The organism is Dietzia sp. WMMA184, assembly GCF_002441635.1.
Classification (GTDB): Bacteria; Actinomycetota; Actinomycetes; order Mycobacteriales; family Mycobacteriaceae; genus Dietzia; species Dietzia kunjamensis.
In genome coordinates, this window is record NZ_NXEI01000001.1 from 2,067,374 (window position 1) to 2,085,602 (window position 18,229).

Genomic DNA, 18,229 nt, shown 5'->3' on the forward strand with positions numbered 1-18,229 from the left:
TCCTCGGCCGGCGCCGCCCGATCACCGGGCGCGCGCCGGCCGACCACATCGTGCGGACCGGGTCCCACCAGGTGTGCACCCCTCCCCCACCCGGGGCGGCGTGCACACCGGGGAAGTGGTGGGGACCGGTCCGCATCCCATTTCGACCCATTTCGACAGGGCCTCGGTCGGGTCCGCCGCTCAGCCCCACCAACGCCGTAGGACGTGCGCGATCCCGGCTTCGTCGTTGGTGAGCGTGACCTCGTCGGCGGCCGCGTGCACGGAGGGGATCGCGTTGCCCATCGCGACCCCGTGATCTGCCCAGCGCAGCATCTCCAGATCGTTGGGCATGTCGCCGAACGCGACGGTGACCGGAACCGCGTCGGACGGGACGGCCGCGCCGGCCGCCGTCCCCGCCGCGATCCGGGACAGCCCACTCGCCTTGGTCACACCGCGGGCCGCGAACTCGATCAGCCCGTCGGTGGTCGAGTAGGTGAGATCCGCCAGGTGGTCCACCTCCCCGCGCAGTGCCGCCGCCATGTCGGCGCTCGGCATACCGGGGACCCGGGCGAGCAGTTTGAGCACCGGCTCGGAGAGGACCTCGTCGTGACCCACCTCGAGGTGCGCGGGATGGATCCAGGCGTGTTCGTAGTCTGGGCTGGCCACGAAATCGGCATCCGCGGCGTCGGCGCCCAGGCGCTCGGCCGCGATCCCGCTGCCGGGCAGCAGCCTGCGCAGCACCTCGTCGATCGCGGCGAGCGTTTCGGGATCGAGGAGACTGGTGGCCAGGAACTCGCCACTGTCGGTGTCCATGATGACGGCTCCGTTGGCGCAGACCGCCAGGGGCGCGACGGGCAACTGGTCGACCACCTGGGGCAGCCAGCGTGGCGGGCGTCCGGTGGCCAGGACGAACGTGGCCCCGTCCGAGACGAGGTCCGCCACGACGGCCCGGTTCGCGGCCGGGACGAGGTGATCGTTGTCGATCAGGGTCCCGTCGACGTCGGAGGCGACGAGCAGCGGTCGGGAACGGGTCACGGAGCGTCCGGGCCCGCCGGTCCCTCCGGCTCGTCACCGGCATCGGCATCCGGGTCGACTGCCTTCTGGGCACGGCGTCGCATGCGCTCGGCGTGTTCGGCCTCGTCCAGGGCGGTGGCCTCCTCCAACGTGGGGGCGGAACCGCCGAGGCGGGCGGGCACCCAGTTGGCGCCGGCCGGGTAGGCGCCGTAGCGCTCCGCGTACTCCTGTTGGAGGCGCTCCAGGGTGGCCTGGATGCGGGAGCGCAGCTCCTCGGTGCACTCTTCGACGGGCTCGTAGGCCCGCATCGGCTCGCCGACCTCCATCATGATCGGCACCTTGGGGCGCAGGAGCTTCTTGGGCAGGCCCTTGGTCCATACCCGCTGCGATCCCCACAGGGTCACGGTGATGATGGGGACATCGGCCGCCAGTGCCATCCGCACCGCACCCGACTTGAAGCCCTTGACCTCGAAGCTGCGGCTGATGGTGGCCTCGGGGAACACGCCGACCAGCTCGCCGGCCCGGAGACGGGCGACAGCCTCGTCGAAGGACGCCTTGCCCGCCGTCCGGTCGACGGGGATGTGCTTGAGCTCGCGCATGATCGGCCCGGACACCTTGTGGTCGAACACCTCGACCTTGGCCATGTAGCGGATGAACCGCTTGTGCACGCGCGCCGGAATGCCGCCGTAGACGAAGTCGAGGTACCCGGTGTGGTTCATCACCACCACCGCCCCACCGACCTCGGGGAAGTTGCGCTCCCCGCGAATCGTGAGGTCCAGGCCCTGGACCTTGAACATTGTGCGGGCGAACCCGATGATCCCCGTATAGAGCAGCTCCACGGCCACCAGCGTAGCCGCCCGCACCGACACTGGTGCCCGCCCCTGCCGGTAGGTTCGGCGGGGTGGATGACGCCCCCTTCGATTCGGTCGACCCGGTGGCACGCGGCCGCCACTACTCCTGGCCTGCCCTGCCGGATGCGGCCGAGCGCAGCGTGCACGCGGGTCTGGAGGCGCTGCGCCTCATCATCGACGGCGAGCGACACCTCTCCCCCGGCGCGCACACGCTCGGCGTCCGCTTGTCCGCGGCCGAGGTGGGCGCGGTGACCATGACGGCCGAGCCCGCGGAGTGGGCGCTGAACAACGGCGGGACGGTCCACGGCGGGATCGTCTCCGGGTGGGTGGACACGGCGCTCGGCTACGCGACGGCGACGGTCGTGGAGGAGGGCGTCGGCTACAGCACCCTCGACCTCACCGTGCGGTACATCCGGGCGCTCCGGTTGGAGCGCACGCCCGCCACGATCCGCGCGGAGGTCGAGCACGCGGGCCGGTCGACGTGCGTGGTGCAGGTCCGGGTCACCGACACCGACGGCCGGACGTGCGCCAGCGCGAGCGGCGTGATGATGCTGTTCCGCCCGTGACCCGGGCGGCGGCCCGCGAGGCGTCCGACGACCTCGTCGTCGTCCCCGGACACCCCGGCGACCACCCGCGGTTCGTGGTCAGCGGATCGGCTCGAGCACGTCCTTGCCGACGAACGGCCGCAGCGCCTCCGGCACCACGACGGAGCCGTCGGCCTGCTGGTGGTTCTCGAGGATCGCCACCAGCCACCGCGTCGTGGCGAGGGTGCCGTTGAGGGTGGCGGCGGTCTGCGTCCGACCCTCGTCATCGCGGTACCGCACACCCAGGCGGCGGGCCTGGAACGTCGTGCAGTTGGAGGTCGAGGTGAGCTCGCGATAGGTGCCCTGGGTGGGGACCCACGCCTCGCAGTCGTACTTCCGGGCCGCCGAGGAACCGAGATCGCCACCCGCGATGTCGATGACGCGGTACGGCAGGCCCATCGCCTCGAGCATCTCCTTCTCGAACCCCAGCAGACGCTTGTGCTCGGCGTGCGCCTCCTCGGGCCTGCACCACGAGAACATCTCCACCTTGTCGAACTGGTGGACGCGGATGATGCCGCGGGTGTCCTTGCCGTGGCTCCCGGCCTCGCGGCGGAAGCAGGAGGACCAACCGCAGTACCGCTTCGGGCCGTCCGACAGGTCGAGGATCTCGCCCTGGTGGTAGCCGGCGAGCGCCACCTCGGAGGTGCCGACCAGGTAGAGGTCGTCGGCGTCGAGCTTGTAGACCTCGTCGGCGTGCGCGCCGAGGAACCCGGTGCCCTGCATGATCTCCGGTCGCACCAGGACGGGCGGGATCATCATCGTGAAGCCGTTGGCGGTCGCCTTCTGCGCCGCCAGCTGCAGCATGCCCAGCTGCAGCAGGGCGCCGTAGCCGGTGAGGAAGTAGAAACGCGCGCCGGAGACCTTCGCTCCGCGCTCCATGTCGAGCAGCCCCAGGCTCTCGCCGAGCTCGAGGTGGTCCTTCGGCTCGAAGTCGAAGGTCGGGATCTCGCCGACGCGCTCGATCTCCACGAAGTCGTCCTCGCCGCCGGCGGGCGTGCCCTCCTCGACGACGTTGGACAGCAGCCGCTGGAGTCGCTCGACTTCCGCCGCGGCGGTCTTCTCGGCCTCCTCGGCGTCCTTGGCCGCCTGCTTCAACGCACCCGCGGCCTCGAGCAGCGCGGGACGCTCGTCGGGCGAGGCCTGTCCGACCTTCTTGCCGTGGGCCTTCTGTTCGGCGCGGGCCCCGTCCGCGGCCGCGATCGAGGACCTGCGGGCCTCGTCGGCGGTGAGCAGCTGGTCGACCAGCGACGGGTCCTCACCACGGGTGCGCTGGGAGTCGCGGACGACGTCGGGGTTCTCGCGGAGCAGCTTGAGATCGATCACGCACCTCAGCCTAGCGGCCCCACCCGGCCGGCCCGAGCCGCGACCGTGGCCGCGGGTGGATCAGACGCCGAACAGCTCGAGGAAGGCGTCCTTCTCGAACATGCGCGCGGTGTCGACCGCGGTGGGTGTCCCGCCGTAGGGGTCCGCACCGGCCTCGAAGAGCGCGCGGACGACCTCGCCGTACCCCTTGAACACCGCTCCCGCCAGCGGCGTCTGGCCCCGGTCGTTGGCGCGGTCCACCTCGGCGCCGCGTTGGAGCAGGGCGCGGACGGTGTCCGGGTGCCCGTTGTAGGCGGCGAGCATCAGCAGGGCGTCGCCCCGCTCGTTGGTGAGGTCCGGGCTCACCCCGGCGTCGACATACGCCGCGAGCCGCTCGGTCTCGCCGTCGCGGGCCAACTGGAACAGCATCTGTGCGAACTCGAGGACCTCCGGGTCCACCCCGTCCCGCGGCGAGCGCACGTCGCCGTCCGCACCGGCCGGCTCGTCGTGGTTCTGTCCGCTCATGCAGTGGATCCTATCGGGACCGCGCGATTGCGGCATCATGGAAGGCGATGACCACTTCCACCCGATCGTCGCGCCGTGGTCGATCGCTGCTCCGCACACGGGGCGCGGTCATGGCCTCCCTCCTCGCCATCCTGTCCGGCGGGGCGGTCACCGGTGCGCTCATGGCGTCGGCGATCAACGATCCCAATTCCTCCCGCGCCGAGCGCATCGCGGCGGTCGTCCCGCAGGTCGACCCGCGCACCCTGTCGGGGCCCGCGTACGCCGAGGCCGCTCCGGGTACCTGCCTGACCTGGTCGCTCGACGCCGCGGACCGCGTCACCTCGTTCGACACGGTGGACTGCGCCGAGCCGCACCGGTTCGAGGTGGCGGCCCGGATCGACCTGTCGGAGGTCCCCGGTTTCGGGGAGGGTGCGCCGCTGCCGGTCAGCGCCGAGTTGGCGCCGGTGGGGACCGAGCGCTGCCTCCCGCTGATCTCCCGGCACGCCGACGGGCGCGAGGTCGACCCCGACGGCCGCTTCACCGGGCTCGTCGTGCCGCCGTCCGAGGAGGGCTGGGACAAGGGCGACCGCAGCGTGCTGTGCGGTGTCGCCGCCGCCGAACTCGACGGGCGCTCCGCCCTGTCGACGGGCACGTTCGCCGAGGCCGACCAGCACCGTCGGTGGGACCCGGGTACCTGTCTGGGCTTCACCGACGAGGGCCTTCCCGGCGCGACCACGCCCTGTTCGGAGGACCACTCGATCGAGATCGTCGCCGACGTGGACGTCTCCGGTGTGTTCCCGGAGGGGCCGGTCCCGCCGGACCCCCGCCAGCAGTCCGAGCTCACGGCCGACGCCTGCCGGGAGGCCGGTGTCGCCTACCTCGGTGACGCCGAGGCGCTGCGGCGGACGACCCTCATCTCGACGCTGGTCAACCCGATCTCGGAGGTGTCGTGGCAGACGGGTAGCCGGACCGTCAACTGCGGGTTGATGAAGGCCGCGGAACCCGGCCCGTTCGCGGTACTGCGGGGGTCGGCGCGCCAGGGCGTGCTGGTCGACGGAGCCACCCCGGTCGCTCCCACCACCACGCAGATCCCGCCGCCGGGTCAGCCGCCGGGGGGCGTCCCCGGAGCGCCGACCGACGCGGGCCAGGGCACGGTGTCGGTACCGGTGCCCGGCGGGACGCCGTGAGCCTCCGCGTCACCGAGACGCGATTCGAGGAACTGGTGGACGACGCGTTGGACTCGGTGCCCGACGCGCTGTTCGAGGCGATGGACAACGTCGTCGTGCTCATCGCCGACCGCCACCCGGACGAGCCCGACCTGCTGGGCCTGTACGAGGGGGTGGCGCTGACCGAGCGTGACACCACCTACTCGGGGTTCCTCCCGGACACCATCACGATCTACCGGGGCGCACTGTGCGCGTTCTGCTCCACCGAGGAGGAGCTGGTCCACGAGGTGGCGGTGACGGTGATCCACGAGATCGCGCACCACTTCGGGATCGACGAGGAGACGCTCCACGCGCTCGGCTGGGGCTGAGCTCGATCTGGGCCGAGCTCGATCGGGGCCGAGCCCGCCGCCGTCAGTACCCCGGCCGCCCCGGGTGGTCGCCCCACCGTTCGCACGACCAGCCGCCGCCGTCCGGAGCGAGCTCGATGACCCCGCAGTTGGAGATCCGGTTGTCCAGCGCCCACTGCGAGGGGACGGCGCCGGCGAACACGGCGAGCATCCGCATGAGCGTGCCGTGCACCACTAACACCACGTCCACGGCGTTGTCGAGATGGGACTCACGCAGCTCGGCGATCAGCGGCATCGCCCGGTCCCGCACGTCCAGGGCGCTCTCGCCGTCGGGGAGCCGGGAGGCGAGGTCGCCGAGCTCCAACCAGTCACGCACCACCCGGTTGTAGGCCAGGAGCGCCTCGGCACCGGTCTGCATCTCGTAGCGGCCGGCCTGCACCTCGTGGACGCCGGGCACGGCCTGGGTGGGCAGGCCCATCTCCCCGGCAATGAGCCCGGCGGTCTCGCGGGCGCGCGCGGCCTCGGAACTGAGCACGACGGACGGCCTGATCCCCGACCCGGCCAGCTCCCCGCCCACCAGCCGTGCCTGATCGCGGCCGAGGTCGGTGAGCGGTGCGCCGGGCAGGGCGGTGTCGAGGGCGCCGGCGACGTTGGACGGGGTCTGCCCGTGGCGGACCAGGTGGAGGCGGGCGCTCACCCCGCGTCCTCCCCGCGTCGCAGGCGGTCGAGCCAGTCGATCTCCTCGGCGCGGTCCGGTGGGGGCGCACCGGCCTCACCGCCGCCGGCGACGGGCCACGACCCGAGGTAGCGCAGGTCGGCGGTCCGGTGACGCAGCGCGACGAGCGCCTCCGCCACCGCGGGGTCGTCGATGTGCCCGACGAGGTCCACGTGGAACAGGTAGGTGAACCGCTCGACGCGGGTGGGCCGGGAACCGATGCGCGTGAGGTCGATGTCGCGGATCGACAGTTCGGTGAGCGCCTGGACGAGGGAGTTGGGCTCGTGGGGCAGCCCGAAGATCACGCAGGTGCGGTCGCTGCCGGTCCGGGGCGGTGGCGGGGCGGGCCGTCCGACCAGCACGAACCGGGTGCGCGCCCCGCCGATGTCGGCGACGTTCTCGGCGAGCGGGACCAGTCCGTTGATCTCGCCGGCCCGGCCGGGCGCGGCGGTGGCGTCGGCGGTGCCGGCGGCGACCTCCTCGGCGCCGGCCGCAGTGGAGGAGGTGGTCTCGATGTGGGCCCGGGGCAGGTTCATCCCCACCCAGCGGCGGACCTGCGCGGCGGCGACGGGGTGGGTCCGCAGGACGCGGACGTCGTCGGCGGCGGTGCCGGGCCGGACCAGGATGGAGAACACCACGTCGAGTTCGGTCTCGGCGAAGATCTGCAGCCGGTCCCCCACCGCGAGCGCGTCGCTGGTGGGGTTGACGGTGCCGTCGACGGAGTTCTCGAACGGCACGCACGCGTAGTCCGCGGTGCCGGCGCGGACCATGGCCAGCGCCTCGTCGGGGGTGCCGGCGGGGACCGCCTCGGCATCGGCGAGCAGCACCGAGGTGCACGCGTCCGAGCGGAGTCGGTGCAGGGCGGCATCGGTGAAGGTGCCGGGCGGGCCCAGGTAGGCGACGGTGACCACGACGACAAGCCTAGCCAGCGTCAGGGACCGTCGACCGACGCGAGGTCCGCCGAGACGGCATCGACCCGCCCGCCGGGCACGAGGGCGCACGTGACCACGTCGCGGATCGCCTCCCGGGCCGACCTCGACAGGCCCAGGATCCGGGCCGGGTCCGGTCCGGCGATCGCCGCGCGGACGTCCGCCCCGGTCATGGCGGCCACGGCTCCGGCCAGGATCGCCCACACCTGATCGGCGTCGGCGCAGCGGGGCACCAGCCCGGATCCGAACCCGACCCCGGAGTGCGCGGCCACGGCCAGCAGGTCCGCGAGGTGGTCGGCGGCGGGCCCGGGGCCGGCCAGCCCGGGTGCCACGTCGACGACCGCGGGCGTTCCCGCGGCGAGCACCCCGGCCACCGCGTCGAGCGCGGGCAGGCCGGCGGCGGCCGCGGGTTCCACCTCGACCGGGGCGGGCGCCGACCAGCGCGCCAGGGCCGACACAATCGACGCCTCGTCCACCACGAGGTCGTCCAGCAGATCCGGCCGGGAGGGCCCGCGACCGAGCAGTTCGAGCGACACCGTCATGGCCTCAGGTCTACACCCCCCGCGATGACCCCAAGGCCACACCCCGCACGTTGCTACGCTCTCCCCGATGGGTACCGACGACTCCCCCGTGCCCGGGTACGCGGCCGACTACACCCCCGCGCCGGACGACGCCCCGGACGCCTCTCACCTCACGCCTGAGGAGAAGCGCGGGCCGCGCACCGTCCACGTGGCACTGGGCCTGCTGGCCGCGTTGCTCGTCGCCGCCGTGGCCACGAACCCCGCGTCGGTGCTGCCCCGGGACTCGACCCTGTCCGGCACCTACTACGTCGACGAGGGCTCCGGGCTCGAGCTGCAGGTGCCGGTCGGCTGGCGTGTGATCGACGACCCGGAGTTCGGCAGTGTGCAGCTGAGGCCGGTCGGCACCGGCCGGGCCCTGGACACCCGCATCCTCGCCGGTCCGCTGGACGCCGGGATCGCCGCCGCCGCGATCACCGATGACCAGGGGGCCGCGACCGCGCTCGCGGAGACCATCCAGTTGTACGTCCTGGGCGTGTCCGGGACCCGTGACGAACAACGGGTGGTCCCCGTGGACAACGAGGCGGGCACGGGCGCCGCGATCTCCTACGTGGTGGTCCCGGACGGCATCCCCGACCAGGACTCCGGCGGGTTGGTGTACACCGCCGTATTCGGTTCCGAGGACAGCCGGTGGTGGGTGGCGTACGTGACCACCGCGCAGCAGTCCGCTCCCGGCGTCCGGTGGATGGACCGGATCGTCGACCACGTCCGGCTCCCCGAGTGACCGGGGGGAGGTGAGCGGGTCGATGCCACCGGCCTCCGGCGCGGGACGGGTCCGCGCAGCCCTCTCGCCCCGCGAGGCGTTCGCCCGGTACGCGGCTCGGTTCGACCCGGTCACCGACCCCCGTGTCCGCCGGCTACTGGTGGCCGAGCTCGTCGTCGTCCTGGCCGTCACCTTCGGCCTGTCCGGCGCCTACGCCGTCCTCGACCTGGTCTCCGCGCTTCTCGCACCCGCGGACCTCGGGGAGCAGACCGCCGCCCTCAACGTCTCACGCTCGGAGCACTCGTGGCTCGACCTGGCCTACCAGGCGCTCGGGGTCCTGCGACTGCTGGCGTGGGCGCTGCTGCCGCTGGTGTTGCTCGCCCATTCCGGGCTCGGCGCGCGGGCCGTCGGGCTCGTGCGCGACCGTCCGGGCCGTCAGATCGCGTGGGGGCTCGCGCTGACCGCTGTCATCGGCGTCCCCGGGCTGGCGTTGTACCTCGGCGCGGTCGCCGCGGGCGTCAATCTGCAGGTGTCGGCATCGGGTCTGGGCGAGACGTGGTGGCGGCCCGTCGTGCTGGTGCTGTCCGCTGCCGGCAACGGCGCCGCCGAGGAGATCCTCGTGGTGGGGTACCTGCTCATCCGGCTGCGCCAGCTGGGGGTGCCGCCCGCACTGGCCCTGGCGGCCAGCGCCCTGCTGCGCGGGTCGTACCACCTCTACCAGGGGTTCGGCGGCGGGCTCGGGAACCTGGCGATGGGTGTGGTGTTCGCGTTGTGGTGGATGCGGACCCGCCGGCTGTGGCCGCTCGTGCTGGCGCACACGCTGCTCGACGTGGTCGCGTTCCTCGGCTACGCGCTGCTCGCCCCGCACCTGTCGTGGCTGTGACCGCCCGACTCGTCGCTGTGACCGCCCGGCCACCGCTCCGCGCCCCGTACCGCTTCAGGTTGCGCGTCCCGATTGGTCCATTCGGGCAGCGCACCTGGCCGAATTGCGGACATAGGGGCAGCGCACCCCGGCACAGCGGGGCGGCCCACGCGGTTGTGACGCGTGTCCCGCCGGGGCCGTGGGACCCGCCGACCGCGGCACCGGCCAAGTAGAGTCCGATCCCATGACCGACGACTCCAGGCGCCGGCACCTCACCCCGGAGGAGGCCGCCGAGCTCCGGCGACGCGCGCGCGAACGCCGTGGCTACGCCGACCCCGGCGCGCCGCGGGACCCGTCGGCCAGGCCCGACCGGGGCGACCGGGCCGCCCGGCGGGACCCTCGCGACGCGGGCCCTCGAGACGCGGGCCGCGAGCGTCCGGTGGGTCGCACCGGCTATCAGCCACGCCAGCAACCGGAGCCGCTGTCCCCGGAGGAGCGGGCCCGCTACGCCGCCCGGGACCGCCGCGACCCCCGCGACCCACGAGCCGGACGCGACCCCCGCGACCCGCGTGCCGGACGCGATCTCCGCGACTCCCGCGACCCACGTGCCGGACGCGACCCCCGCGACCCGCGGCAGCCCGCCGGCTCCCGGGCCGGCTCGCGAGACCCCTACCGGGGGGCCGTCGACCGCCGCGGCCGGCGACCCGACCGTCGCCCCCCGCGCGGAGCGGCGGGGACGCCGCGCGGCCCCCGCAGCCGCCGCACCCCGCGGCGCCGGATCGGGCCCCTGCGGATCCTCGGACTGGTGCTGGTCGTCGTGCTCACGCTCGGGGTGGTGAGCGTGCTGTGGGCGGATTCGAAACTGCAGCGGATCGACGCGCTGACCGACTACCCGGGGCGAGGCGGCAACACGCCCGGCACCGTCACCCTGTTGGTGGGCACCGACTCCCGCGAGGGGTTGACCGCCGAGCAGCAGGCCCAGTTGTCGACCGGGTCCGAATCGGACGCCGGCGGCAAGCGCACCGACACGATGATGCTCGTCTACACCCCCCGCGGCGGGGACCGGACGATGCTCATCTCCCTACCCCGTGACCTGCTGGTCGACATCCCCGGTTACGGCGAGAACAAGCTCAACGCGGCCTACACCTTCGGCGGTCCACCCCTGTTGGCGCAGACCCTGGAACAGCAGTCCGGGGTGCGGATCGACCACTACGCGGAGATCGGATTCGGTGGCTTCGCCGGGATCGTCGACGCGGTCGGCGGCGTGGACATCTGCCTCGACGAGCCGATCAACGACCCGCTCGCCGGACTCGACCTCGCCGCCGGGTGTCAGACGCTCGCCGGCCCGCAGGCGCTGGGCTTCGTGCGCACCCGCTACGGCTTCGCCGAGCAGGACCTGCAGCGCGTCCGCAACCAGCGACAGTTCCTCGGTGCGCTCATGCGCAAGACGCTCTCGCCCGGGAACCTGCTCAATCCGTTCACGGCCGTGCCGCTGGTGAACTCAGCGTCGGAGGCGGTCACCGTGGACACCGGCGACCACATCTGGAACCTCGCCATGGTGATGCGTCGACTCAGTGGTGACCCGCTCACCGTGACCGCGCCCCACGACGGGATGGCCTCCGGGTCCGTGGGCTCCTACCTCGTGTGGGGCCCCACGACGACCGGGTTCTTCGACGCGGTGGCCTCCGGGCGGACCCCGGGACCGGAGTTCCTCGACACCGGGCCGTGAGCGGCGGAGCTCAGCCGGCCGGGGTGATGGAGACGATCCCCCACGTGCCGCCGGGGTTCTCGGCCACGCGGACGCGCTGCCGGATCAGCACCGGGTCGGCCCCCGGCGGGTACTCGGTGAGGTCCACCTCCAGCAGGGTCGGTGACAGTTCGCGTACGTCCACGCAGTGAGTGGTGCCCTCGGGGACCCGCTCGACCCCCTCGACGCGCAGCTGCTCCTCGGTCATCCGGCTGGAGGGGGCGACCGCCTCGAAGGCCTTCTCGGCCGAACGCTCCACGTAGTAGGCGTGATCGAAGGCCAGCACCGCCCCGGCCGGCGTCTCGAGCGAGCCCGGCCCGGACCCCACCACCCGGCCGGGTTCGGCCACCTCCACGCACCCGGTGTCCCTCTCGTCCGCAGGGCTGACGGCCCCGCGGGTGACGACGAACCCGAGGACCGCGGACCCACCCAGCACCGCGACCCCGGCGGCCGCCAGCAGGGCGATCCGTGCCGGGCGGCGATCGAGCACCGCGGGGGCCGGCGGCGGTTCGTCATCGGGTCGGCCCCGGTCCGCGGGCGGGGCCCCGAGCGAGAGGGTGGACAGGTCGTCCGCCTCGCGCCTGGTGCTGCCGCTGCCGGCCGGTCCCGCAGGGGAGCGCAGTTCGCTCGTCGCCGGGGCGTGTGCGTCGCCGACGGCGCCGAGGGTGATGCGGGTGGGGGGCGGCGCATCGGCGGACGGTTCGCGCTCACCCGACCCGGCCCGCGCGGCATCCGAGCCACCGGCCCCGCCGGCCGACCGGCCCGCGGCGGGGACGCCGGGCATCGCGTGATCGGGGGTCGGCCCGGTCCGCAACCACGGCGGAACCGTCACCTCCGGGAGCCGGGGGGCCTCGTCGTCGTCGCCCGTCCTCGGCCGGTCGGCCACGCCGCCCCACCCCCTCACTCCACTCCGCGTCGACTCATCGCGTGACGGGTCATCGCGTCACGGGCGACCGCGGTCGCCATCGGAGTGGATCCTAGAGGCCGCCGCGCCCGGCCGGGGGTTCATACCGCGGGGGCCGGGCGCGTGGTGCTAGCGGGGAGCCGCCGTCTAGCGCAGGGTCACCTGACGGGCGCGCAGACCGTCGCGGGAGGACCGCTCGTCCGAGGTGAGGGGCGTGTCGTCGGCCAGGGCGTCACGCAGCGCGGCGTCGAGTGCCTGCAGACCCGGCGCCCATTCCTGGTGGTGCATCTCGCGGTCCAGGTCGAACACCGGCACCAGGACCCCGTGCGTGCGGAACGACCCGGCGAAGCGGGACCCCTCACCCAGATGGAGCGCGCCGGCGGCGTGCACGCGGGCGAGCGCCTCGAACAGGTCGTCCTCGTTCTCCGGCCGCACCCAGCGGATGTGTGCCTTCTCGCCGGCGTCGACCCACCAGGCGGCCTCGATGCCGTCGGCGGAGACGCGCGCCGAGGGCATCATGACCTCGTTGGCGTTGCGGATCGCCTGCTCGATCTCGGGCCCCACGTCCACGCCGTCGGCGACCCACCACGAGAAGTCGTCGTGGACGACGATCTCCAGCGGCGCATCGGCGACCACGACGTCGGCCAGTGCCGGGGTGGAGTCGGTCGGGTGCGACGAGGTGAGGGTCTCCCCGCCACCGGCGCGGGTCGCCCAGTCGACCGCGTACGCGAGATCGGCTGCCGGGTCCGGCCCGTGGACCTGCACCTGCAGGCCGACCATGGCCTGGCCGCCGAGCTCCTCGTCGCGGACCAGGCCCGCGATGGCGCCGGGCAGGACGGTCGCCAGCGTGACCTCCCGCCCACCGTCGACCGTGGTGAGGCGCGCGGTGGCCGACGGCACGAACTCGCGCATCGCCACCATGTCGCATTCCCCGGCGAACCCGGCGAACGGCCGCGGCTCGACGCTCAGTTCCTCACGCTCGGCCGCGCGCGCGGCGATCTTGGCCTGGCGGTTGCCGCCGGCCTTGGGCTCGTTGTTCCGATTGCGTCTACCCACGATCACCACGATACGGTGCGCCCCCGCCGACCGCCCGCGTAGGCGTCGGACTCGAACCCGGACTCGGGCCCGGGCTCGGCCGACCCGCCCCTCAGGCGCCCGCGGGCCCCTCGGTCCGGGGCGCGCCGCCGTCGAGGACGGTCAGCGCGCGCGAGGGGACGTTGGTGCCGACCCAGTCCACGCCGAGGTCGCGGCACAGCAGCAGGTCGGCGGGGTCGTCGACGGTCCAGCAGTAGGTGCCCATCCCCCGCGACCGCCAGTACTCGACCAGCCACGGCCGCGCCCGCAGCGTCCCGATGCTCGGTCCCATCAGCTGGGCACCGAGCCCCTCGGCCGGCCACGACTTGACGATGTTCCGACGCTCGCGCAGCTGCACCGTCGGCACGTCCGGGGCGAGCCGCCGGAACCGCCGCACGGCCGCGACCGAGAAGCTCATCATCACCGCGCGGGAGTCCGCGAACGACGCGGCCCGGTCGAGGCCGAAGTACGTCAGCTCGTCGCGCAACGCCGTCTCGACCCGGCCGCCGGACGGCACCGGGTGCTTGGTCTCGAGGAACAACCGGACGTCCGGGTACGCCTCGGCCATGACGAGGAAGCTGCGCAGCGTGAGCACCGTTTCGGGGGCGCGGTGCACGGGGTGCCACGACCCCACGTCGAGCGCGGAGATCTGCTCGAGGGTGCTGGCGTGGACCCAGAGATCCCTGTCGGCGACGCGGGTGGTGCGGGGGTCGTGGAGCAGGACGGGCACGCCGTCGGAGGTGAGGCGGACGTCCACCTCGAGCGCCTCGGCGCCCTGCTCGAGGGCCTGCTGGTAGGCGACCCGGGTGAGTTCGGGGAATTCCGCGGAGGCGCCGCGGTGTGCGACGACCCCGCTGCGGGTGGAGACGGGCGAGGGCAGGTGGGTGGTCGCGGGGACCGTCACGTCTCAATCCTTCCGGGTTGCTGACGCTTCCAGGATCCCCGCCGCGATGAACCTGCGGGTGAACCGCGGGGAAGGGTCACTGAAACTCCTCATGACGCCCCGGGTCTCCCGGACCGCCCACGCCGCGGCGAGTGCGGCGAGGGCGGTGAGCAGCACGGTGTCCGCGGCGGCCTGGGGGCCCTCCCCGCTGCCGCGCCACAGGGCGACCGCGACCGCCAGGGCGTTGACGGCCCAGGCCGCCCACCACCGCCGGAGGTCCGATCGGGACGGGGCGCGGGTCGACGCCCGGCGCAGTTCCTCGAGGTAGACGGGCAGGCGGAAAAAGTTGACGACGACGAGGAGGGCACCCACCCACAGGCCCGCCCGTGATCGGGGGTCCCGAACCGGTCCGTACGCCCGTCGCCGCATCTCCACCAGCCACGCCGTCGCCGTGACGGCTGCGGCGATGCCCACGGCGATCGCGACGATCCCCGTCACCCAGACCAGGGCGGTGGTGAGGGCCTCGAGCCACCACGGCGCGAGGCGGTCGGCGTACCAGACCAGGGCGGCGTAGCGCAGTCCGTGGGCCACGGCGGTGGCGAGGAACCAGGCGCCGGCCGCCCGCATGATCCCGGGGGCGGCGGTGGCGAACCGGGCGGGTGCGGGTCCTGTCGTCTGCTCGAGGCGGCGCGGGATCGCGACCGGCGGCAGTCCCCACCGCGGGGTGCCGGGGTAGGACGGGGTGCGGTCGCGCCACGCCGGCCCGGTGCGGTGCCGCGGGACGGGCGGCCGCGTCACGGGCGTGGGGGGTCGCCACGGCGGGTGCGCGACCCAGCGCCACTGCCCCTGCCGCCGCGGTGTGGTCATGGCGACCATGCTGGCACAGCCCGGGTGGCGTCGGACGGCGCTGTGCCGGAGCCTGGGTCCATGTCCGTCTACTGCGTGCGCGTCCACGACCTCGTCTCGGGAGAGGCCGACCCGGCGGGGGCCCACGTCGTCCTCGTGGACCGGCTGTGGCCGCGGGGCGTACGCAAGGACTCCCTCGGTCACGACGACTGGTGCCGGGACGTGGCTCCGTCCGCCGACCTGCGCCGGGGGTTCCACCGCGGTGAACTGGACTTCGAGCACTTCGCGGAGAGGTATCGGGAGGAGTTGTCACGCGATCCCGCCGCCGGGGAGGTGGGCCGCCTGGCGACGCTGGCGGCCCGCGACGACCTGGTGTTGGCCTATGCGGCGAAGGACACCGAGCACAACCACGCCCTCGTTCTGGCGGACGAGATCAGGCAGCACATGTAGCCGTCGTCACATCAGGGGTGACGGATCGCGACGGCGTGTGTATGGTCTTCCTCAGTAGTTGAAATCGTTCGTTGTATTTCTGTAGATCCACCGTCCTTGAGAGAGGGCAGTGCGGCACCGCAGGGAAACACACAGCACGCTCTCTGCTGCAGCACCTGGGATCCCGACAAGCGGGGTACCGACTCTCGAAAGGACGCCAATATGGCTACCGGCACCGTTAAGTGGTTCAACGCTGACAAGGGCTTCGGCTTCATCGCCCCCGACGACGGCTCGGCCGACGTCTTCGCCCACTTCTCCGCCATCCAGGGCTCGGGCTACCGCTCGCTTGAGGAGAACCAGCAGGTCTCCTTCGACGTCGCGCAGGGCGCCAAGGGCCTGCAGGCGGAGAACATCACCCCGATGTGATCTGACGTCAGAGCGATCTGACGTCCTTCGGAATTAACGAGAGGGCCCGGCAGGAGAGATCCTGCCGGGCCCTCTCGCATGTCCGATGCGCCTGACCCCTCGGCGCGACCCTCCGCTCCCGCGCCCGGTCAGGCGCGGGAGCCCCCGGTCAGATGGGGGTCAGATGGGGCAGGCGACGCCGCTGCGCACGTGGCAGTCGTAGCCCCCCGGGTTCTTGACCAGGTACTGCTGGTGGTAGTCCTCGGCGTAGTAGAAAGTGCCGGACCGGACCTCCCCCAGTTCGCCGATCTCGGTGGTCAGCGGGCCATAACCGGCGGCGTCGAGCTCCTTCTGGTAGCCCTCGGCGATGCGGCGGGCCGCCTCCAGCTGCTGCGGCGTGGTGGTGAAGATGGCCGAGCGGTACTGGGTTCCCCTGTCGTTGCCCTGGCGCATCCCCTGCGTGGGGTCGTGCCACTCGAAGAACGTGGCCAGCAGCTTCTCCACCGGCAGTACCTCGGGGTCGAAGACCACCAGCACGGCCTCGGTGTGGCCGCTCGCCCCGGTGCAGGTCTCCTCGTAGGTGGGGTTCGGCGTCCACCCGCCGGCATACCCGGCGGCGGTGGTCCAGACCCCGTCGAGCTGCCACAGGATCTTCTCCGCGCCCCAGAAACACCCCATGCCGAGCACGATCGTCTCGTGGCCCTCCGGGAACGGCGGGACCATCGGGTTTCCGGTGACGATGTTCGCCGGCGCCACCGGCACCGGGTCAGCGCGGCCCGGGAGCGCCGCCTCGGCGTCGACGACCGTGGTCGCGGTACGCATGGCGGAGTGTCTGATCGCGTCTTGTAGCCAGCCCATGCCGCCAGGGTAACCCTCCGGCCCATTCGTGATCCGGACGTGATGTGACCAATGCCATAGTCGGCGCTAGGGTGGTGACCAGTTCGACCGAGGGGGAGTTCGACGTGACCGCTACACAGCCCGCCGCGCAGCGCCTGCGCGCCATCCTCGACGGTGAGCCGCCGCAGCCCTTCGAGGGGTCCGGCTGCAGCGACCACGTCCGTCGCCGCAACCTCCACGTGAGTGTCGCCGTCGCCCTGGCGCTCCTGATCGTGCTCGTCGTCCTCCTGGTGATCTGACCAGGCACCGTCATCACGTCAGACAGTCGCGGGCGACGCGCACCAGCAGGGGGGCCCACGGCGCACACGCGTCCTCCGGCAGCGTCGCGATGTGGGCCACCTCCGCGGCCGCGACCCAGCGCAACTCCGCTATCTCGGCCCGGTGCTGCTGCCCGCCGTCCACCTCGGCGGCGAAGACCTCGGAGACCAGGGAGAAGCCGGGCTCGTTGGCGGTCGCGGTGTCGAACCGCCCCAGGGGGGTGAGCCGATCGGGGGCGATGATCACCCCCAGTTCCTCGTCGATCTCCCGGGCGGCGCACGCCCGGGGAGACTCCCCGGCCTCCCACTTCCCGCCGGGCAACATGAACCGGTCGGTGCCCGCCTTGCGGACGGTCGCCACCGCCCCGTCGGGTCGGGTGAGCACGACGGCCGACACGGAGATGATGCCGCCGGCCGGGGCCGTATCAGAGTGATCCACGACCCCGATCATGGCAGGCCATCGGCTCGGGCGGCAGCCGGCGGTCGCGCAGCACGACGCACCGGTGGACGGATCACTATGGTGGAGGTGGACGTCGTGACGGGCGCCACGGGGACTCCCGTGCGCAGCCCGCCACCCAACTGAAAGGACACTCCACTATGGCCGAGTACGTTCTTCCCGATCTCGACTACGACTACGGCGCTCTCGAGCCGCACATCTCCGGCGAGATCATGGAGCTGCACCACTCCAAGCACCACGCGACCTACGTCAAGGGCGCGAACGACGCCATCGAGCAGCTCGCCGAGGCCCGCGAGGACGGCAGCATCGCCGCCAAGGCCCCGCTGCTGAGCAAGAACCTGGCCTTCCACCTCGGTGGCCACACCAACCACTCCGTGTTCTGGAAGAACATGTCGCCGAACGGTGGCGACAAGCCCGAGGGCGAGCTGGCCGCCGCGATCGACGCCGAGTTCGGGTCGTTCGACAAGTTCCAGGCCCACTTCAACGCCGCCGCCACGACCCTGCAGGGGTCGGGCTGGTCCGTCCTGGGCTGGGACCACATCGGGCAGCGCCTGATCATCCAGCAGCTCACCGACCAGCAGGGCAACATCTCGATCAACATCACCCCGCTGCTCATGCTGGACATGTGGGAGCACGCCTTCTACCTGCAGTACAAGAACGTCAAGCCGGACTACGTCAAGGCCTGGTGGAACGTCATCAACTGGGCGGACGTGGCCGAGCGCTACGCCGCCGCCAAGGGCTGAACACCGGCCTAGCGCCTCACGGCTCAGCAGAGCACGCAGCGGCCCGGGTGGGG

22 protein-coding genes and 1 pseudogene are annotated in these 18,229 nt (G+C 72.9%); 10 read left to right on the plus strand and 13 right to left on the minus strand.

Going from position 1 to position 18,229, the window contains the following annotated elements:
• Positions 1-180: 180 nt before the first annotated feature.
• Entirely contained in the window at positions 181-1,014 is an 834-nt protein-coding gene (locus CK206_RS09470; RefSeq protein WP_069388725.1) for an HAD family hydrolase, read from the minus strand.
• Positions 1,011-1,832 carry a 1-acyl-sn-glycerol-3-phosphate acyltransferase gene (locus CK206_RS09475; protein WP_173674785.1) on the minus strand — a complete coding sequence of 274 codons (822 nt, stop codon included), beginning with the start codon at positions 1,830-1,832 and terminating at the stop codon, positions 1,011-1,013. The genes CK206_RS09470 and CK206_RS09475 overlap by 4 nt, the downstream gene beginning before the upstream one ends.
• 62 nt (positions 1,833-1,894) lie before the next feature.
• On the opposite strand from CK206_RS09475, the gene CK206_RS09480 reads away from it, so the two are divergent.
• On the plus strand, positions 1,895-2,410 hold the full coding sequence (locus CK206_RS09480) for a PaaI family thioesterase (RefSeq protein WP_069388726.1): 516 nt from the start codon (positions 1,895-1,897) through the stop codon (positions 2,408-2,410).
• Positions 2,411-2,488: 78 nt separating this feature from the next.
• Here the strand turns inward: CK206_RS09480 and serS are convergent, their stop codons facing one another.
• Both serS and CK206_RS09490 read right to left on the minus strand, forming a co-directional pair.
• Positions 2,489-3,751, minus strand: coding sequence for a serine--tRNA ligase (serS, locus tag CK206_RS09485; protein ID WP_096906247.1), 1,263 nt, complete (start codon positions 3,749-3,751; stop codon positions 2,489-2,491).
• 60 nt (positions 3,752-3,811) lie between these two features.
• Complete coding sequence (locus CK206_RS09490; RefSeq protein WP_067714851.1) at positions 3,812-4,255, minus strand: ankyrin repeat domain-containing protein; 444 nt, start codon at positions 4,253-4,255, stop codon at positions 3,812-3,814.
• A gap of 47 nt (positions 4,256-4,302) precedes the next feature.
• On the opposite strand from CK206_RS09490, the gene CK206_RS09495 reads away from it, so the two are divergent.
• Together CK206_RS09495 and CK206_RS09500 are read left to right on the plus strand one after the other, a co-directional pair.
• Positions 4,303-5,421, plus strand: coding sequence for a septum formation family protein (locus tag CK206_RS09495; protein WP_227022107.1), 1,119 nt, complete (start codon positions 4,303-4,305; stop codon positions 5,419-5,421).
• The gene (locus CK206_RS09500; RefSeq protein WP_067714854.1) at positions 5,418-5,768 is read left to right on the plus strand and encodes a metallopeptidase family protein; all 351 of its coding nucleotides are present in this window, start codon (positions 5,418-5,420) and stop codon (positions 5,766-5,768) included. The genes CK206_RS09495 and CK206_RS09500 overlap by 4 nt, the downstream gene beginning before the upstream one ends.
• 43 nt (positions 5,769-5,811) lie before the next feature.
• Here CK206_RS09500 and CK206_RS09505 read toward each other — a convergent pair whose 3' ends face one another.
• The 3 genes from CK206_RS09505 to CK206_RS09515 are packed head-to-tail and all read right to left on the minus strand — an operon-like array spanning position 5,812 to position 7,933.
• Positions 5,812-6,444, minus strand: coding sequence for a histidine phosphatase family protein (locus tag CK206_RS09505; RefSeq protein WP_069388730.1), 633 nt, complete (start codon positions 6,442-6,444; stop codon positions 5,812-5,814).
• Positions 6,441-7,373 carry a prephenate dehydratase gene (pheA, locus tag CK206_RS09510; protein ID WP_096906248.1) on the minus strand — a complete coding sequence of 311 codons (933 nt, stop codon included), beginning with the start codon at positions 7,371-7,373 and terminating at the stop codon, positions 6,441-6,443. Before pheA ends, CK206_RS09505 begins: the two co-directional genes overlap by 4 nt.
• 20 nt (positions 7,374-7,393) lie before the next feature.
• Complete coding sequence (locus CK206_RS09515; protein WP_096906249.1) at positions 7,394-7,933, minus strand: hypothetical protein; 540 nt, start codon at positions 7,931-7,933, stop codon at positions 7,394-7,396.
• Positions 7,934-7,988: 55 nt separating this feature from the next.
• Between CK206_RS09515 and CK206_RS09520 the strand changes: the two are divergent.
• The 3 genes and pseudogenes from CK206_RS09520 to CK206_RS20310 form a co-directional block, all read left to right on the plus strand.
• A pseudogene (locus CK206_RS09520) lies at positions 7,989-8,693 on the plus strand (APA family fibronectin-binding glycoprotein); the annotation flags it as partial.
• A gap of 22 nt (positions 8,694-8,715) precedes the next feature.
• The gene (locus CK206_RS09525; protein ID WP_069389643.1) at positions 8,716-9,555 is read left to right on the plus strand and encodes a CPBP family intramembrane glutamic endopeptidase; all 840 of its coding nucleotides are present in this window, start codon (positions 8,716-8,718) and stop codon (positions 9,553-9,555) included.
• Positions 9,556-9,778: 223 nt separating this feature from the next.
• Positions 9,779-11,263: an LCP family protein gene (locus CK206_RS20310; protein ID WP_254050538.1), complete on the plus strand. Its 1,485-nt coding sequence runs from the start codon at positions 9,779-9,781 to the stop codon at positions 11,261-11,263.
• A gap of 10 nt (positions 11,264-11,273) precedes the next feature.
• Here the strand turns inward: CK206_RS20310 and CK206_RS09535 are convergent, their stop codons facing one another.
• The 4 genes from CK206_RS09535 to CK206_RS09550 all read right to left on the minus strand — a co-directional run bounded on the left by CK206_RS09535 (position 11,274) and on the right by CK206_RS09550 (position 15,009).
• Positions 11,274-12,167, minus strand: coding sequence for a hypothetical protein (locus CK206_RS09535; protein WP_096906250.1), 894 nt, complete (start codon positions 12,165-12,167; stop codon positions 11,274-11,276).
• Positions 12,168-12,332: 165 nt separating this feature from the next.
• Entirely contained in the window at positions 12,333-13,244 is a 912-nt protein-coding gene (locus tag CK206_RS09540; protein WP_371607083.1) for a DUF5926 family protein, read from the minus strand.
• An 88-nt stretch (positions 13,245-13,332) separates the two neighbouring features.
• On the minus strand, positions 13,333-14,163 hold the full coding sequence (locus CK206_RS09545; protein WP_069389506.1) for a glycerophosphodiester phosphodiesterase family protein: 831 nt from the start codon (positions 14,161-14,163) through the stop codon (positions 13,333-13,335).
• 3 nt (positions 14,164-14,166) lie between these two features.
• Complete coding sequence (locus CK206_RS09550; RefSeq protein ID WP_227022109.1) at positions 14,167-15,009, minus strand: DUF4328 domain-containing protein; 843 nt, start codon at positions 15,007-15,009, stop codon at positions 14,167-14,169.
• 60 nt (positions 15,010-15,069) lie between these two features.
• On the opposite strand from CK206_RS09550, the gene CK206_RS09555 reads away from it, so the two are divergent.
• Together CK206_RS09555 and CK206_RS09560 are read left to right on the plus strand one after the other, a co-directional pair.
• Positions 15,070-15,438, plus strand: a complete 369-nt coding sequence (locus tag CK206_RS09555; protein ID WP_069389755.1) for a DUF488 domain-containing protein — start codon at positions 15,070-15,072, stop codon at positions 15,436-15,438.
• 201 nt (positions 15,439-15,639) lie between these two features.
• A complete protein-coding gene (locus CK206_RS09560; protein ID WP_007629661.1) occupies positions 15,640-15,843 on the plus strand; it encodes a cold-shock protein in 204 nt (67 codons plus the stop codon).
• A 159-nt stretch (positions 15,844-16,002) separates the two neighbouring features.
• On the opposite strand, the gene msrA is transcribed toward CK206_RS09560, so the two are convergent.
• Positions 16,003-16,680, minus strand: a complete 678-nt coding sequence (gene msrA, locus CK206_RS09565; protein ID WP_371606854.1) for a peptide-methionine (S)-S-oxide reductase MsrA — start codon at positions 16,678-16,680, stop codon at positions 16,003-16,005.
• Positions 16,681-16,784: 104 nt separating this feature from the next.
• Here msrA and CK206_RS19865 point away from each other — a divergent pair, with 104 nt between their 5' ends.
• Complete coding sequence (locus CK206_RS19865; protein ID WP_159981117.1) at positions 16,785-16,958, plus strand: hypothetical protein; 174 nt, start codon at positions 16,785-16,787, stop codon at positions 16,956-16,958.
• Between the two features lie 13 nt (positions 16,959-16,971).
• Here CK206_RS19865 and CK206_RS09575 read toward each other — a convergent pair whose 3' ends face one another.
• On the minus strand, positions 16,972-17,415 hold the full coding sequence (locus CK206_RS09575) for an NUDIX domain-containing protein (RefSeq protein WP_235027863.1): 444 nt from the start codon (positions 17,413-17,415) through the stop codon (positions 16,972-16,974).
• A gap of 158 nt (positions 17,416-17,573) precedes the next feature.
• Between CK206_RS09575 and CK206_RS09580 the strand changes: the two genes are divergently transcribed.
• The gene (locus CK206_RS09580; RefSeq protein ID WP_067714888.1) at positions 17,574-18,176 is read left to right on the plus strand and encodes a superoxide dismutase; all 603 of its coding nucleotides are present in this window, start codon (positions 17,574-17,576) and stop codon (positions 18,174-18,176) included.
• The last annotated feature ends 53 nt before the right edge of the window (positions 18,177-18,229 follow it).

Bases quoted from the DNA above. Each gene is read 5' to 3' on its own strand.
- CK206_RS20310 (WP_254050538.1), top strand. From the start codon at position 9,779: ATGACCGACGACTCCAGGCGCCGGCACCTCACCCCGGAGGAGGCCGCC.
- CK206_RS09515 (WP_096906249.1), bottom strand. From the start codon at position 7,933: ATGACGGTGTCGCTCGAACTGCTCGGTCGCGGGCCCTCCCGGCCGGAT.
- msrA (WP_371606854.1), bottom strand. From the start codon at position 16,680: ATGGGCTGGCTACAAGACGCGATCAGACACTCCGCCATGCGTACCGCG.
- CK206_RS09495 (WP_227022107.1), top strand. From the start codon at position 4,303: ATGACCACTTCCACCCGATCGTCGCGCCGTGGTCGATCGCTGCTCCGC.
- CK206_RS09525 (WP_069389643.1), top strand. From the start codon at position 8,716: ATGCCACCGGCCTCCGGCGCGGGACGGGTCCGCGCAGCCCTCTCGCCC.
- CK206_RS09560 (WP_007629661.1), top strand. From the start codon at position 15,640: ATGGCTACCGGCACCGTTAAGTGGTTCAACGCTGACAAGGGCTTCGGC.
- CK206_RS09550 (WP_227022109.1), bottom strand. From the start codon at position 15,009: ATGACCACACCGCGGCGGCAGGGGCAGTGGCGCTGGGTCGCGCACCCG.
- CK206_RS09555 (WP_069389755.1), top strand. From the start codon at position 15,070: ATGTCCGTCTACTGCGTGCGCGTCCACGACCTCGTCTCGGGAGAGGCC.
- CK206_RS09490 (WP_067714851.1), bottom strand. From the start codon at position 4,255: ATGAGCGGACAGAACCACGACGAGCCGGCCGGTGCGGACGGCGACGTG.
- CK206_RS09580 (WP_067714888.1), top strand. From the start codon at position 17,574: ATGGCCGAGTACGTTCTTCCCGATCTCGACTACGACTACGGCGCTCTC.